The 14,761-nt window shown below is 49.0% G+C and carries 15 protein-coding genes; 12 read left to right on the forward strand and 3 right to left on the reverse strand.

Annotation, left to right across the window (positions count from 1 at the left end):
* Positions 1–117: 117 nt before the first annotated feature.
* Positions 118–1,398 carry a hypothetical protein gene (locus HYX48_02275; GenBank protein ID MBI2742726.1) on the reverse strand — a complete coding sequence of 427 codons (1,281 nt, stop codon included), beginning with the start codon at positions 1,396–1,398 and terminating at the stop codon, positions 118–120.
* 200 nt (positions 1,399–1,598) lie between these two features.
* Between HYX48_02275 and HYX48_02280 the strand changes: the two genes are divergently transcribed.
* From HYX48_02280 to HYX48_02335, 12 genes are all read left to right on the forward strand, one after another.
* Positions 1,599–1,856: a hypothetical protein gene (locus tag HYX48_02280; GenBank protein ID MBI2742727.1), complete on the forward strand. Its 258-nt coding sequence runs from the start codon at positions 1,599–1,601 to the stop codon at positions 1,854–1,856.
* Positions 1,857–1,913: 57 nt separating this feature from the next.
* Positions 1,914–2,504: an orotate phosphoribosyltransferase gene (locus tag HYX48_02285; protein ID MBI2742728.1), complete on the forward strand. Its 591-nt coding sequence runs from the start codon at positions 1,914–1,916 to the stop codon at positions 2,502–2,504.
* On the forward strand, positions 2,501–3,268 hold the full coding sequence (gene pyrF / locus HYX48_02290; GenBank protein ID MBI2742729.1) for an orotidine-5'-phosphate decarboxylase: 768 nt from the start codon (positions 2,501–2,503) through the stop codon (positions 3,266–3,268). Before HYX48_02285 ends, pyrF begins: the two co-directional genes overlap by 4 nt.
* A complete protein-coding gene (locus HYX48_02295) occupies positions 3,252–4,241 on the forward strand; it encodes a glycosyltransferase family 2 protein (protein MBI2742730.1) in 990 nt (329 codons plus the stop codon). Before pyrF ends, HYX48_02295 begins: the two co-directional genes overlap by 17 nt.
* A gap of 272 nt (positions 4,242–4,513) precedes the next feature.
* Positions 4,514–5,446 (forward strand): type III secretion inner membrane ring lipoprotein SctJ, encoded by a 933-nt coding sequence (gene sctJ / locus HYX48_02300; GenBank protein ID MBI2742731.1) that lies wholly within the window; start codon positions 4,514–4,516, stop codon positions 5,444–5,446.
* A 3-nt stretch (positions 5,447–5,449) separates the two neighbouring features.
* Complete coding sequence (locus HYX48_02305) at positions 5,450–6,316, forward strand: hypothetical protein (GenBank protein ID MBI2742732.1); 867 nt, start codon at positions 5,450–5,452, stop codon at positions 6,314–6,316.
* Positions 6,317–6,321: 5 nt separating this feature from the next.
* Positions 6,322–6,945 carry an HrpE/YscL family type III secretion apparatus protein gene (locus tag HYX48_02310; protein MBI2742733.1) on the forward strand — a complete coding sequence of 208 codons (624 nt, stop codon included), beginning with the start codon at positions 6,322–6,324 and terminating at the stop codon, positions 6,943–6,945.
* 1 nt (position 6,946) lies between these two features.
* Positions 6,947–7,741 carry a type III secretion system export apparatus subunit SctR gene (sctR, locus tag HYX48_02315; GenBank protein ID MBI2742734.1) on the forward strand — a complete coding sequence of 265 codons (795 nt, stop codon included), beginning with the start codon at positions 6,947–6,949 and terminating at the stop codon, positions 7,739–7,741.
* Positions 7,742–7,759: 18 nt separating this feature from the next.
* On the forward strand, positions 7,760–8,029 hold the full coding sequence (gene sctS / locus HYX48_02320; GenBank protein ID MBI2742735.1) for a type III secretion system export apparatus subunit SctS: 270 nt from the start codon (positions 7,760–7,762) through the stop codon (positions 8,027–8,029).
* A gap of 467 nt (positions 8,030–8,496) precedes the next feature.
* On the forward strand, positions 8,497–9,240 hold the full coding sequence (locus tag HYX48_02325) for a flagellar biosynthetic protein FliR (protein ID MBI2742736.1): 744 nt from the start codon (positions 8,497–8,499) through the stop codon (positions 9,238–9,240).
* 192 nt (positions 9,241–9,432) lie between these two features.
* Positions 9,433–10,632: a hypothetical protein gene (locus HYX48_02330; GenBank protein MBI2742737.1), complete on the forward strand. Its 1,200-nt coding sequence runs from the start codon at positions 9,433–9,435 to the stop codon at positions 10,630–10,632.
* Positions 10,633–10,780: 148 nt separating this feature from the next.
* The gene (locus tag HYX48_02335) at positions 10,781–11,956 is read left to right on the forward strand and encodes a hypothetical protein (protein ID MBI2742738.1); all 1,176 of its coding nucleotides are present in this window, start codon (positions 10,781–10,783) and stop codon (positions 11,954–11,956) included.
* 286 nt (positions 11,957–12,242) lie between these two features.
* Here the strand turns inward: HYX48_02335 and sufS are convergent, their stop codons facing one another.
* Together sufS and sufD are read right to left on the reverse strand one after the other, a co-directional pair.
* Positions 12,243–13,484, reverse strand: coding sequence for a SufS family cysteine desulfurase (gene sufS, locus HYX48_02340; protein MBI2742739.1), 1,242 nt, complete (start codon positions 13,482–13,484; stop codon positions 12,243–12,245).
* Entirely contained in the window at positions 13,481–14,761 is a 1,281-nt protein-coding gene (gene sufD / locus HYX48_02345; protein MBI2742740.1) for a Fe-S cluster assembly protein SufD, read from the reverse strand. Before sufD ends, sufS begins: the two co-directional genes overlap by 4 nt.

Below are 14,761 nucleotides of genomic sequence, written 5' to 3' on the forward strand. Positions count from 1 at the left end.
AAAGTGAGAACAATCAGGAACAAAAAAAGAGAGAAAGATTCTGTATTTTTCTTTCTTTCGTGAACGAGCCCGCGTGCGTGCCCGTGCCCGATCTTCTTCTTGCCCCGATCTTCTATCTTAGTGGCGGGTGATCTTCCAGCTGTCGATCGATCTTATGAATGCTTTTGCAAGCTGAAGCAGCGCTCTGCGGTCTTCAAAGCTTTTGGAGACGATGAGGCGTGCGTGCTCTGCAATAGGAGCAGGGCCGCCCACTAGAGTCTGGCCATAGATCTCTCGCATTCCCTTTGGCTTGCGCCCTAAAAGCTCTTCGAAATCCTTCGCACAGAGAAGTTGGCTCTCTTGAGACATCTGATCCAATACTTCAAAGGCGTTCACGGAGTAGGGAGCAATCCTTCCCATTGGAAAGTGCTCTGCAATGCAGCGCGCAAACTTATAAGGAATGTGAATCACCCATCTTCTTCCATCTCTTCCAACAAGCGTGAAAAGCTCCTTTTGCGTTACAACATCAGAGCCAACCGCATTGATAATTTTAGCGAAGTCGCCATCTCGTTCAGCACCATTAAGTGCGGCGTCGTATAAGCAGTGCTCTGAAACTGGCTGTTGGAACTGATTTCCAGAGCCGAGCACAGGAACAACACGGGACGCCCAGAACTGATCTGGAGAGTAGGCGTGGCCCATATCAACCCTTCCACATGGAGTTGGATCGGGGAGAACGAGTCCGGGGCGCAGAACGGTCACGCTCCCTTTCTCGGGCTTCTTCAAGAGGATTCTCTCATCTGTCTCGTGTTTAAGACGGGCATATTCGCAGTCGGAACCCATGCCATTAACGGTTGCAGCAATAGATGAGATATGGACAAGGGAGAGCCTTTCCGCAGCCCTCTCAGCAATGTTTTTTACTCCTTTAAAAAAAGCAACAGGGATATCTTGATTGAGCTTTTTAAGAGTTGACCCTTTAGGAGCTACTGCTCCTCCTATCAAGTTCAATGCTGTGCACTGGGAGACCTTCTCAACACCCAATTTTTTCATCCCCTCTTGCGTAGCTTTTGCAAAGTGGTCGGGATCTTCCATCTTGTTTCGCTCGACAAGAACGAACTCGAGTCCAGGAACGCTTGCAGAGAGATTCTCTTTATTGCTGGTTAGAGCAACGACGTTATAACCGCGCTCCATCAACTTAAGAATTGGGGTACGCGCAGTTGTAGCACCAGCACCCGAGACCACAGCGAGCTTCTTGGGAGATTTTGGAGTAGCAGGTTCTGATGTGCTATTCGTTACAGTGCGTAAAGCGAGTTTGGAAATACCTTTTGGACTCCCTAACCCTCTCGGGCTTCCTAACGAGTTAGAGGATCTCGAGAAGTTCTGCGCTCTTCTGCAACTTGTTCTAGCGGCTCTCATTGACATAACAAACCTATTTATTTAGTATTAATATGTAAAATTATACATTATGATTAATTAATAAAAAATACTTATTTATATATCATAAAATATTTCATATTATACTAATAATAAACAACTTACAATAACAAAAATCCTATTTTTATTGAAATTAACCGCCTCTCATGCCATAATTGCTGAAAACAAACGAAATTTAGGTGCTTAATATGGCTTACAGAGTAGCTCCACGTGCCCTTCCATACGCCCTGCTAAGAGAGGCTTACACTCAAACTCGCCAAGTTCACTCTTTTAAACCCCTAGATTTCTTTCAAAAAAAACCTTTACATTCCGAGCCTGCTGAAAAAAAACAGATCACAGTTCTATCAAAAGAGGAGCTAAAAGCTCTTTGCGATAAGAACTTTAGAGAGGCCCTTCTTAAAGCCTCCAAGCAGTTTGAACAAAAGCCCAAGACTTCGAAAAGCTAGACCTCTTCACAATTTTCTCTAAAATCTATAATCTCGTGCTTTTACATCTGAGGCACGATGAATACCCGTCAGCTAGCTCTCGCCCTTTTTGAAATTCAAGCAATAAAATTTGGCTCTTTTACGTTAAAGAGCGGCCTTGAATCTCCCATCTATCTCGACCTTCGCCTCATCATCTCCTTCCCCTCTCTTCTCAAAGAGATCTCAGAAATGATGTGGAAAAAGGCTGAAAATCTCTCTTTTGATCTGGTCTGCGGCGTGCCCTACACCGCCCTTCCCCTTGCCACTTGCCTCTCTGTTCTGCATGACGTTCCGATGATTCTGCGCCGCAAAGAGGTAAAAGAGTATGGAACAAAAAAGAGAATTGAAGGGGTCTTCGAGCAGGGACAATCCTGTCTTATTCTCGAAGATGTCATCACAACTGGAAGCAGCATCTTAGAGACGTGCCACTCTCTTTCTGAAGAGGGGCTACAAGTAAAAGATGCCATTGTTATCGTCGATCGTCAGCAAGGAGCAAGAACTCATCTCCAAGAAAAAGGGATCCGCACCCACTCTTTAACCACACTTTCAGAACTCGTAAACCTTCTCTACGACTCGCAAAAAATCGATCGCCAGCTCTTTCAAACAAGCATGAGTGTGCTGCAACAATGAAACCACTTTCATACGGAGAGAGAGGCAACCTCTGCCAGAATCCTACCGCAAAAAAACTCTTTCGCATCATGGAAGAGAAGCGCACGAATCTATGTGTTTCTGCAGACTTTACAAAAGCGGAAGAGCTATTGAGCTTCGCAGACAAGATCTCCCCTGAGATCTGCCTTCTAAAAACGCATATCGACATCCTAGAAGACTTCTCTCCATACGTTACAGAAACGCTCAAACGGCTATCAGAAAAGAAGCAGTTTCTCATCTTTGAAGATCGCAAGTTTGCAGACATTGGAAACACCGTCCTTCAGCAGTACCAGGGGGGAATTTATAAGATTGCCGAGTGGGCGGACATCACCAATGCGCATATCGTTCCGGGACCTGGGATTATCGCCGGATTGAAAGAGGTAGGACTCCCTAGAAAACGAGGACTCCTTCTCTTAGCAGAGATGAGCTCTGAGGGGACTTTAGCTCAAGGAGGCTATACGACAAGAGCTGTAGAGATGGCTAAACGTCACGACGATTTTGTCATCGGATTCATCAGCATGCGCAAGCTCAGCGACGACCCTCGAATGATTCACATGACGCCCGGAGTTCAGAGGGGCGCTTCAAAAGACGCCCTCGGCCAGCAGTATCAGACGCCCGAAAATGTGATTAATGCAGGCAGCGACATCATCATCGTCGGCAGAGGAATTACTGCCGCAAAAGACCCCCTTATCGAAGCCGTTCAATATAAAAATGAAGCGTGGAAGGCGTATGCCTCACGCAGATAGCAGCCCCTTTATCTCCATCGTAATTTTAAACTGGAACGGCAAGAGGGATACCCTTGCTTGTCTAGAGTCGGTTGCAAAAATTGATTACCCGCGTTTTGAGACGATCCTCGTAGACAATGGTTCAACAGACGACTCTGTGAAAGCGGTCCGCGAAAAATTTCCTGGAGTTACACTTCTTGAGACGGGAGCAAATCTCGGATTTGCCGGAGGAAACAATGTGGGAATTGCGCATGCGCTTAAAACTGGCGCAGATGCCATTCTTCTCCTTAACAATGATACCGAAGTTGATCCCGGCCTTTTGAAAGCCTTTGCGGCGCAACTCAAAAACCAGCCCGAGGCAGGGATTCTGGGGGCTACGATCTACCTCTTCGATGAGAGGGAAAGACTCGACCATCTCGGTGGCAATTGGAACAAAAAGAGAGCCGCCTTTGATTTTATCGGCCACAGAGAACGCGTTACAAACCAAGTTAAGACCCTGGCTCTCGACTACGTCTGCGGCGCAGCTCTTCTCGCTAGAAGAGAGGTTTTTGAAAAGGTCGGAGAGCTCGAGCCCCTCTTTTTTCTCATCTGGGAAGAGGCCGACTTCTGCATGAGAGCAAAGCGCGCTGGCTTCCTCTCGATGACCTGTCCCGATGCGCAAATCTGGCATAAGGTCTCCGCCTCTTTTGTGGGAGGCAAGCGCCACACCACCTACTTCTGGTGGAGAAACCGTCTCTTATGGATTGAAAGAAACTGCTCGCGCATGGAGATCCTCTCTCTCTACTTGCGCGTTCTTCTTCCCGAAATTTCTCACCTTCTAAAATTGCGCCTCTTGAAAGGCCTTCAGCTCCACTGCTTAGGCTTTCTTCAATCCCCAGAAAAAAAGGCCGAAAAACGCCAAAAGCTCACTCAATACCGAGCCGCCCTCCGCGGCATCTCCGACTATCTCCTCCGCCGCTTCGGCAGCGCCCCCCCTTGGATCTTCCAAAAATAAAGCGCGGAAGAAGCGCTCGGCCCGGGAAGAGCGCTCGGCCCGCCGGGAGAAATGGACGTCAATGGACAAGAAACGGACGAAAATGGACGGAAAATGGACAGGCGGGCAAGAGAGAGAAAGAATTCTTTCTTCAGCGCGTGTCCATTTTTTGTCCATTTCCTGTCCATGCTCGTCCATTTTCGTCCATTTCTTCCTCCGAGCGCTTCTTCTGAAAATGAGCGGGACGATAAATAGGGCGGGTGATATAAAGAGATACAGAGGGTAAGCATTCTATGAACCTATCACGATTGCGCGCGCTTGCAAGATGGCTGCTTTGTGCTGTCTTTATTCTACTTGCAGCTTGCGAAGCCAACATGGTTATCGTCAATGATGTCGAAGAGCGAGAAGCCAACGAGATCATCGTCTTTTTAGCCAGCAAAAACATCTCAGCAGATAAGGTCCCCTCTCCTAGTGCAGGTCCCGGCGGAGGCACTTCAGCTCCTCTATGGAGTATTGCTGTTGAACCAGGTAAAAGCACAGAGGCGATGGCCTTTTTAAATCAGAACGGCCTTCCGAGAAGAAAGGGAACTAATCTCCTCGACCTGTTTGCAAAAGCAGGGCTCATGTCGTCAGAAAGAGAAGAGACCATACGCTACCAAGCTGGCCTTGCCGAGCAGATCGCCAACACTATTCGCAAAATCGACGGCGTCATCGATGCTGATGTGCAGCTCTCATTCCCTCCAGCAGAAACCGGTATCCCGGGCGCAGCAGCTCCAAAAAAAGTCACTGCATCAGTTTACGTTAAGCACCAAGGGGTCCTCGACGATCCCAACAGCCACCTAGTCACTAAGATCAAAAGGCTAGTTTCAGGCAGCGTTAGCGGGCTCGATGTCAACGATGTGACTGTAATCTCCGACCGATCAAGACTAACAGACATCACCCTCATGCCCCAATCTGAGGAGCTCACTCCCAAATCAAAAGAGTACGTGAGCATCTGGTCGATAGTAATGAGCAAAAATTCGGCAGGAAGATTCCGCACCCTCTTTTTCCTCTTGAGCGTCTTCACTCTCCTTTTAGGCGCTGGAATTGGCTGGATGGTCTGGAAATTCTATCCTCTTCTCAAAAAAGGCAGAGGGTTGAAAGAGCTTCTTAATCCAATCCCCGTAGAGGCGCAAAAGCGCACAGGAAAAAAAGAGAGAGAGCCGCCTCCAGAAAAGAGAATGTAAAGGATGAATGCTACAGCTTCTATCGTTTGCAAAGCATTTTTGGAGCGCTCTCCTCCTGAAAAACAAGCGAAGCTGCTCAGATTCCTGTCTGCTCACGACCAGCAAAATCTTCAAGAGCTCCCAGTCTCCTATCACAAAGATCCAACAGAGGGATTTTCAACAGAAGAAGCTCTGCTGAAAAGGATCCACTACTCATGGCTCGATCCCCTTTTTAGAACTTTCTCTGAAAGTGAAGTAGGGCTCTTCTTATCGGCGCTCGATCCTTTGCAAGCAAAAGGGTTAAAAAAACTGCTCCTCTTCTCTAATCATGGAGCTTCTCTCACGAAATTAGGCCGCACTTTTTTACAAAAAACACTCTGGAAGAGACTTTCTGATGAGCAGATCGTCCCAATAGAATGTCTTCCTGAATCGCCTTTAAACGTCCTGCTAGAGCTCGAAACCGATGATCTTCTTCTCATGATCAGCTTCCTTGGACTACACGATCTAGGCGCTGAGGTAAAGCAGATCATTGAGACCGCAAAGTTAAAACAGATCTACGCAGCCCTCTCCCCAAGCGAACTCGCATTTTTAAAAACCCTTCTCCACAGAAAAGAGCCCCTTACATTTAAAAGATTGGATCTCCAGACTTGGGATGGCAAAAAGGCGAGCCTCCGACAGCTCCTCGATCAGCGAGGCATTAACAGATTGGCAAAAGCTCTCTATCGCAAGGAGAAGAGCCTCCTCTGGCATGTGAGCCATAGACTTGACAGAGAGATCGGCGAAGCGCTCGTAAAACTTTCCACTCCCCTTGAGCATGTGCGCGCTCAGGAAATCCTAATCGGTCAAGTTACAGAACTACTCCCTCTTATCCAAACGCAGCAACCCTCATAAAACGTATGAAATTCTTCTCTCTGATCTATCAAGGCGAAATTCATCCAGAATCCGAGGAGAAGGTCATCCCCGCAGACCAGTACAGCATCCTTCTCGAAGCTAAAGAGATCGTTGCCAAGGCAAAAGAAGATGCAAAGCGTTTGCATTTACAGACCGAAGAGGAGTGTGTAGAGCTTCGCAAAGCAGCCGAAGAGAAGGGATTTCAAGATGGCCTTGTTAAATTTGATGAACATCTTCTATTCTTTGATAGCGAATTGAAAAGGATCCGCCACGAAGCGATGCAAGCGGTTCTTCCTCTCGCTTTAAAGGCTGCGAAGAAAATTGTCGGCAAAGAACTTGAAACGCACCCAGAAACGATCGTCGATATCGTTATTCAAGCTCTTGCACCAGTCACTCAGAGCCATCGGATTAAGATTTATGTGAGCCGCGAAGAAAAAGAAGCGGTTGAAGCAGAAAAAACAAAAATCCGCGCGATTTTAGAGCAAGTAGAGAGCCTCTCCGTCCTTGAAAGACACGATATCGCTCCTGGAGGATGCATCATAGAAACTGAAGCTGGCATTATTAATGCCACGATCGAAAACCAGTGGCGCGCCCTAGAGGCCGCCTTTGAACGCTACATGAAACGGTAACATGCGCTCCAAACTTAAGTTCCTTCTGCTTTTTGCATGTCTATACATCTGCTTTTCTGTTCCTCTTCTCGCTCAGGATGAAGCTCTTCGCTCCGCAGGAATCCCCGCACTTAACCCTGGAGAGGGAGAGCCTCCATCGCTTGTCGTTGAGCTCGCCATCCTCGCTGGACTCTCGATCTTACCCTTTGCGATCATGCTGCTCACCTCTTTCGTCAAAATCGTCGTGGTTCTCTCGCTCTTAAGAAACGCGATCGGAGTGCAGCAATCTCCTCCCAACCAGGTCATTAACGGGATTGCACTTCTGATGACTGTTTACGTCATGTTTCCCACGGGCCTTGCGATGTATAACGCAGCTGGAGACTATGTAAAAAAGAGCGCCCCAGAGAACCTCTTCTCCGCCCCTACGGCCGCCTTCGTCGTCAACGTCGTAGATAAGGCCAAAGAGCCCCTTCGCACCTTTTTGCAAAAAAACACGATGAATAAGCACATGACGAGCTTCTACCAGCTCGCTTACAAGAGCTTTCCTGAGAACTTCCGCTCCTCTCTCCAGCCAAATGATTTCATCGTACTGATACCAGCCTATATTACTTCGCAGCTAAAGGCTGCCTTTGAAATTGGCGTGCTGATCTATCTTCCCTTCTTTGTGATCGACCTTGTTACTTCGAACATTCTACTTGCAATGGGAATGATGATGCTCTCGCCCCTTACCATAGCGCTCCCCCTGAAACTGCTGCTGCTTGTGATGGTCGATGGATGGACCCTTCTGATTCAGGGCCTTGTTCTCTCATTTAGGTAAAAAAGGAAAGAATAGGTTATGTTCTCTGCTGAAATCTACCAGCTCTCCTACCAGGCGCTTCTTCTTATCTTAATTCTATCGGGGCCTCCCATCCTCATCAGCACCCTCTTAGGCCTCTTCGTCGCTATTTTCCAAGCTGCAACCCAGATTCAGGAGCAGACCCTCTCCTTCATGGTCAAACTCTTTGCTGTGATGATCGTTCTTCTCGTGATGGGCGGCTGGCTCGGCGGACAGATCATGCAGTTCAGCAGCACCATCTTTCTCAACTTCTACAAGTGGGCCTCCTAAGAAGGTATAAAGGATTTTCATTGAGTGTTAATAAAAGCCGAAATAGACATGTCGGATGGTGTGTGCCCTGCCACACCTCTCGCAACCAGTCGCAGTTGTAGATAAAGAGAGGGGAGAGAAGATCGGGCGCGGGCACGCACACGGGCACGTTCACGAAAGAGAGAAAGAAAAGAGCGTGCCCGATTCTCCTCTCCCGTCTTTCTTTCGTGAACGTGTGCGTGCCCGTGCCGGTGCCCGATCCCCTTCTTTCGTATGTAGCGCAAGAGGGTCGCAGGGAGGCCCCGAGAGAAAGCGAAGCTTTCCCTTGGCCTACCCGACATGTCTCTTCAGCTAATTTATAACTTAAAAACTATAGAAATCATTAAGCTGGGTAAATGAATTCACCGACGTCAGATTATCTCTCTCTTGTGCTGAGCTTTCCGAATGTCTCGCCTGTATCGGTGTTGATTTTTTTTCTGCTTGGGTTGATGAGACTGGCCCCAATCGTAGCGCTCGCTCCTTTCTTGGGGTCGAAGCTTCCTCAGGGCGTTAAAATCGCCCTTGCAATGTCGCTTGCGGCCGTTTTTTTGCCTCACATCGTCCTGACGAGCACCAAACCAGCAGTCTTTGACATCTCTCTCTTGGGCTACATCTTCAAAGAGCTCTTCATTGGGGTTCTTCTCGGATTCATGGTTTCTATCCCCTTCTACTTCTCGCAGGCGGCCGGCGTGCTCATCGATTTCATGCGGGGATCCTCCTCTCTTGGGGTGACAGATCCAACCACTCAGGCGCAGATCACTCCTATCGGCCTTCTATACAACTACGTCCTGATCGTCCTCTTTTTTCAGATCGATGGCCCCTTCTTCTTCTTTGACGGCGTTCTCCAGTCTTATACCGCCATCCCCGTCGACAAGTTCTTTCAGGCCTCTTTTTTCACACTCGACGCCCCATTTTGGCAGGCGGTGAGTAAACTCCTCACCCAGTTCACCGTGATCTCTATCCAGCTCGCAGCTCCCTCTATCGTTGCGATCTTGATGGCCGAGATGTTCCTTGGAATCGCCAACCGCCTAGCTCCTCAAGTGCAGATCGCCTTCCTGGGAATGTCTCTAAAATCTCTCTTGGGCATCGCGCTCTTGTGGGCAGGGTGGTTCTTCATCATGCAGCAGATGGCAAAACTCTCTCTGCAGTGGCTAGGTGGATTTATGCAGCTTCTAAACACGATCAAAACTTAAAAGCTTTTCCCTAGCTATTTCTCTAGAGAGAAATTGATGAAAGAGAAAAAAATCTCAGTTTTTTTGTTGACGGTAAATAAAAATTGAAATTAGAGTGAGGTTATTAAATGGTACGCACATGGAGACATGTGTTGACAGGTAAAAGTACCACGTAGTTTTTTTCACACGATCCAAAACCTAGGGGGATCTTATATGGATTGGATTTTCAAAAAGATGGGGCCTGCAGCGGCTTTATCACTCGTTGCTTTCACAAGCATCGTGAATGCTGCCGATGATTCGCAAATGCGAAATCTCGAAAACCGTGTTAACGCTCTCGAGCAGAAAAAAGGCGGAAATGGCGGGATGATCAACCCACCAGCTCGCCCTGTTGTGAAAGATGGCGTTGACCTTTTCGTAATGGGTGAAGTTCTGATCTGGAAAGCCAGAGAAGACGACCTAAACTTTGCTACTCAACTGAACGCAGTTCCAACTGACGACGGAGCAACTTCTGGTAGCGCTGTAAACTTCAAGTCTAAGTGGAACGTTGGTTTCCGCGTAGGTATCGGTTACAACATGGCTCATGATGGTTGGGATGTAGCTCTTAACTGGGCTCGCTCTAACAGCCATAGCAAAACAAGCAACGAAAACGAGTGCGGATGCGTAAGCGAAGTTTTCCAGCCTGTTTACTATCCTAAAGACTACGACGCTAACTCTTTAACAGTTCCTCCATATGTTACAGAAGCGCAAGCTAAGTACTGGAGAACTAACCTCAACCTCGTAGACCTAGAATTAGGCAGAGAGTTCTTCGTAAGCAAGTGGATGACTGTTCGTCCCCACGTTGGCTTAAGATACATGAGCCTCCGTCAGAAGCAGCGCTTCGAATACGAAGGCGGCAACTTCTTGACAAACTACAGTGCTACTGGCGAAGTTCTTCCTGGCGCAACAGAAGACTTCGTATTCCTGAAGAACAACTTCTGGGGTATCGGTCTCCGCGCTGGTTTGGACTCTACTTGGGGTCTCGGAGCTGGTGTTAGCATCTACGGCAAACTCGCACTTTCTGCTCTCTGGGGCAAGTTCAAGTTAGCTCAGACACACACACTCAGATCTCCAGCAACAACAACTGCTGATTCTGATGATGATAACGACAACCGCGCAACAGCGTCTCTCTCTAACTTCACAGACACACTGCACGTTACACGTCCAGTGGCTGACTTAGCAATCGGTCTGCGCTATGACACAACTTTCAGCAATGACAGCTGGGGTTTTGGAATCTGGGCAGGTTGGGAGCAGCACTACATGTGGAGCCAAGCTAAGTTTCTTAAATTCGTAGGCGATCGTTACACATCGCTCGAAGAAAGCAACGGCGACTTCGATGTAGGCGGCGTAAACATCGGTATGAGCTTCGACTTCTAAGTCTAAGTTCCTACTGTGTTAGTCAAAAAGGCCTGGGTGTTTTCACCCAGGCCTTTTTCATTTGTAGAAGAGAGCATTTCTTCTAAGTTGACGGGAAATAAAAGCTGGAATTAGAGTGCGGTTATTCCAACATGTAGGGGGATTTAATATGGATTGGATTTTCAAAAAGATGGGGCCTGCAGCGGCTTTATCGCTTACTGCTTTCACAAGTATCGCGAATGCTGCCACCGATTCGCAAATGCGAAACCTCGAAAACCGCGTTAATGCCCTCGAGCAGAAAAAAGGCGGAAATGGCGGGATGATCAACCCACCAGCTCGCCCTGTTGTGAAAGATGGCATTGACCTTTTCGTAATGGGTGAAGTTCTGATCTGGAAAGCCAGAGAAGACAACCTGAACTTTGCTACACAATTGGATGCAGTTCCAGCTGCTAACGGCGCCACTTCTGGTAGCGCAGTAAACTTCAAGTCTAAGTGGAACGTCGGTTTCCGCGTGGGTGTTGGCTACAACATGGCTCATGACGGTTGGGATGTAGCTCTTAACTGGGCTCGCTCCAACAGCCATAACAAAACAAGCGACGAAAACGAGTGCGGATGCGTAAGCGAAGTTTTCCAGCCTGTCTACTACCCTAAAGACTACGACGCTAACCAGCTAACGCTTCCTCCATACGTTACAGAAGCACAAGCTAAGTACTGGAGAACGAACCTCAACCTCGTAGACCTAGAATTAGGCAGAGAGTTCTTTGTAAGCAAGTGGATGACTGTTCGTCCCCACGTTGGCTTAAGATACATGAACCTCCGTCAGAAGCAGCGCTTCGAATACGAAGGCGGCAACTTCTTGACAGCATACAATGCTGTTGGTGTTGGCGACGTTCTTCCTGGAGCAACAGAGGATTTCGTATTCCTGAAGAACAACTTCTGGGGTATCGGTCTCCGCGCTGGTTTGGACTCTACTTGGGGTCTCGGAGCTGGTGTTAGCATCTACGGCAAACTCGCACTTTCTGCTCTCTGGGGCAAGTTCAAGTTGAGTCAATCACACACGCTTAGGACAAGTGCCACAGAAGGCACAACAGCGTCTCTCTCTAATTTCAGAGACACCCTGCACGTCACACGTCCAATGGCAGACTTAGCAATTGGTCTGCGCTACGATACAACTTTCAGCAACGACAGTTGGGGTTTTGGAATCTGGGCAGGTTGGGAGCAGCACTACCTCTGGAGCCAAGCGAAGTTTCTTAAATTCGTAGGCGATCGTTACACATCTCTTAACGAATCTAACGGCGACTTCGATGTAGGCGGCGTAAACATCGGTATGAGCGTCGACTTCTAAGCTCTACTTCTTAACTTTGTTAGTCAAAAAGGCCTGGGTGAAAACACCCAGGCCTTTTTTTAGAAGAGCGCTCGGAGAAGAAGCCCACCCGGAAAAAGACGCGCTCGGAAAAGAAATGGACGAAAACGGACGAAAACGGACGAGCATGGACAGGAAACGGACAACAACGGACACGCGCGGAAGAAAGAACGGACCTACTTCTTTCTCTCTTGCCCGCCTGTCCGTTTTCGTCCATTTCCCGTCCGTGCTCGTCCATTGATGTCCATTCTCCCGGGCGGGCTGCGAGCTAGGCCGAAGGCCTTAGCGAGCACAAGACTTCTTTGAGGGTGAGGATGAACTGGTCGATTTCGGAGATGGTGTTGTAGATGGCAAACGAGATGCGAGTGGCAGCTTTAACATGAAAGCGGTGCATCGTCGGCTGCGCGCACATGTGGCCTGTACGCACGCAAATGCCCTTTAAATCGAGTAACGTGCCGATATCAAGCGGATGTGCGCCTTCGATCATAAAACTGATTATAGGCCCCTTATCTTTGGCCGTACCGATGATCCGGAGTTCGGGTATCTCAAGCAGCTTCTGAGTCGCGTACGCAAGGAGCTGATCTTCCCACGCTGAAATCTTCTCTCGCCCGATCTTCTCTATGTAGTCAAGGGCCTCACCAAGGCCGATCACTTCGGCGATCATTGGAGTTCCAGCTTCAAATTTCAGAGGAGGCTCGCGGTAGGTAGTGGCAGCAAGGGTAACCTGTTCGATCATGTCTCCACCACACTGGTAGGGGGGCATCGCTTCGAGCAGCTCTCTCTTTCCGTAGAGGATCCCCACTCCTGTCGGCCCATAAACCTTATGTCCCGAAAAGAGAAAGAAGTCGGCATCCAGCTTCTGGACGTCGATCGGAAGGCGTGCAGCGCTCTGCGCCCCATCGATTAGCACCTTCGCGTGCTCGGAGTGGGCCATGCGAATGATCGTCTCGATCGGATGCAGGCTTCCTGTGGCATTTGCAATGTGAGCGACTGCCACGAGCTTGGTCTTGGATGAAAGAAGCTCCCCATAGGCCTTTAAATCGATCTCTGCTTTGTCGTTTACTGGAATGATCTTTAATAGGGCTCCATGTTCAGCACACGCCTTCTGCCAGGGCACGATGTTTGCATGGTGCTCTGTCTCGCAGATGAGAACCTCATCGCCATGCCTCAAAAACGCCTTTCCAAAGCAGTCTGCAACGAGATTGATCCCTTCGGTTGTGCCCTTGGTGAAAACGATCTCATCTGCGGATTGAGCATTGAGAAAGCGCCTAACCTTCTCTCTGACCCCACAGTAGCGCTCAGTGGCTGCGATCGAGAGGCCATAGATGGCGCGGTGTACTGTTCCATACTCGCGCGCATAGAAGTGGCTCATCGCCTCAATCACCTGTCGAGGCTTTTGTACTGTGGCAGCGGAATCGAGATAGATTAGGGGGTGTCCATTCTGGGTCTTCTCAAGAATCGGGAAGTCTCTGCGGATACGCTCAATGTCAGCCTGAGTGAGTGAACTCATAGATATCTGGCAAGCTCCTGCGCAAGCTGTGCACGCATTGAGGGGAGAGGCAGCTTTGCACCGACCTCTTGGCAGAAGGCCCTGACGAGAAGGCGAGAAGCAATAGAATCTGGAATACCACGCGTTTTTAGGTAGAAGAGTAGATTCGCATCGAGCTGGCCAATGGTGGCTCCATGAGAGGCCTTTACATCATCTGCAAAGATCTGCAGGTTGGGCTTACTGAATGCTAGAGCTCTCTCTCCGAGAATGAGGTTATTATTAAGCTGATAGGCCTCGGTCTTCTGAGCTTCAGGATGGACGAAGATCTTCCCTTCAAAACTCGACTGGCTGATTCCATCTAAAACGCCCTTGAAAAGCTGTCTAGAACGGGTGTGCGGCGCACTGTGATCGACGAGTACATGTGCGTGACAGGAGAAGTCGTTATTGAGAAGCCAGGTGCCATTTAAAGAGGCCTCGGCATTTTCTCCTGTTAGTGCGATGTTAAAACTCTGCCTGTGACTCTTCGCTCCGCGGCTAATGCTAACTGTCTCTAGAGAGCTATCGCGTTTCTGAGTGGCGCGGATGGCATCAAATATCCAAGATCTACTCTCGTTTAAAAGAGTGCTCGCCTGCTTTACGCGTGCCCCCTCTTCTAGAGTGAGGTCGAGCATGCTATTGATCCATGCGCCTTCTGCAGGTTGAAAGGAGGAGATAATCTGAAGTTCCGCTTCGCGCCCAATGAAGGCGTGTATCCTGGGAGAAGCAATCACCCCTTGCTGCCGAGAGAGATGAAGGCACTGTAGAGGAGCTTCTAGACTCTTCTTTGGAGGGAGGTAGATGAACACCCCAGCCTCTCCAGCTGCAAAAGCGAGGTTTAAAAGCGCAAATGGATCGCTCTCACCTGCTATCGCCCCCTCAAGTCGCCCCTGAAGAAGGGTCTGGTAAGAGCGGAGGGCTTTTGGCAGTGGAAGAACGATAAGTCCGGGGGGAACTTTAGAGAGTTCTGGGGAGTAGACTCCCTCTACAAAGACGAGACAGGAGTTTGTGCATTCGGGAAGAATAAGAGAAGAGAGCTCCTCCGTTGAAGGAGCTGCCATCTTCTCAGGCAGCGCATAGCTCTTCTCGTAGAGTTCGCGTAGATGCACGTATTGAAAAGCCTCCTCCTTCTTCTGTGGAAGGCCGCGCTCGAGGAGACGGGTCCACGCGTTTCCACGCAGCCGTCCCATCACCTCATCGCTTTCAAGGCGCATGAACTGCTTTTGAAGTTCTTCCAGGAAGGGGCCTGTTTGAAGAAGCAT

The organism is Chlamydiales bacterium, from assembly GCA_016185065.1.
In the GTDB taxonomy this organism is placed as follows: domain Bacteria; phylum Chlamydiota; class Chlamydiia; order Chlamydiales; family Rhabdochlamydiaceae.

Bases quoted from the DNA above. Each gene is read 5' to 3' on its own strand.
- HYX48_02330 (MBI2742737.1), top strand. From the start codon at position 9,433: ATGGATTGGATTTTCAAAAAGATGGGGCCTGCAGCGGCTTTATCACTC.
- sufD (MBI2742740.1), bottom strand. From the start codon at position 14,761: ATGCTTCTTCAAACAGGCCCCTTCCTGGAAGAACTTCAAAAGCAGTTC.
- HYX48_02275 (MBI2742726.1), bottom strand. From the start codon at position 1,398: ATGTCAATGAGAGCCGCTAGAACAAGTTGCAGAAGAGCGCAGAACTTC.
- HYX48_02335 (MBI2742738.1), top strand. From the start codon at position 10,781: ATGGATTGGATTTTCAAAAAGATGGGGCCTGCAGCGGCTTTATCGCTT.
- HYX48_02305 (MBI2742732.1), top strand. From the start codon at position 5,450: ATGAATGCTACAGCTTCTATCGTTTGCAAAGCATTTTTGGAGCGCTCT.
- pyrF (MBI2742729.1), top strand. From the start codon at position 2,501: ATGAAACCACTTTCATACGGAGAGAGAGGCAACCTCTGCCAGAATCCT.
- HYX48_02295 (MBI2742730.1), top strand. From the start codon at position 3,252: ATGCCTCACGCAGATAGCAGCCCCTTTATCTCCATCGTAATTTTAAAC.
- sctR (MBI2742734.1), top strand. From the start codon at position 6,947: ATGCGCTCCAAACTTAAGTTCCTTCTGCTTTTTGCATGTCTATACATC.
- HYX48_02325 (MBI2742736.1), top strand. From the start codon at position 8,497: ATGAGACTGGCCCCAATCGTAGCGCTCGCTCCTTTCTTGGGGTCGAAG.
- HYX48_02285 (MBI2742728.1), top strand. From the start codon at position 1,914: ATGAATACCCGTCAGCTAGCTCTCGCCCTTTTTGAAATTCAAGCAATA.
- sctS (MBI2742735.1), top strand. From the start codon at position 7,760: ATGTTCTCTGCTGAAATCTACCAGCTCTCCTACCAGGCGCTTCTTCTT.
- sufS (MBI2742739.1), bottom strand. From the start codon at position 13,484: ATGAGTTCACTCACTCAGGCTGACATTGAGCGTATCCGCAGAGACTTC.
- sctJ (MBI2742731.1), top strand. From the start codon at position 4,514: ATGAACCTATCACGATTGCGCGCGCTTGCAAGATGGCTGCTTTGTGCT.
- HYX48_02280 (MBI2742727.1), top strand. From the start codon at position 1,599: ATGGCTTACAGAGTAGCTCCACGTGCCCTTCCATACGCCCTGCTAAGA.
- HYX48_02310 (MBI2742733.1), top strand. From the start codon at position 6,322: ATGAAATTCTTCTCTCTGATCTATCAAGGCGAAATTCATCCAGAATCC.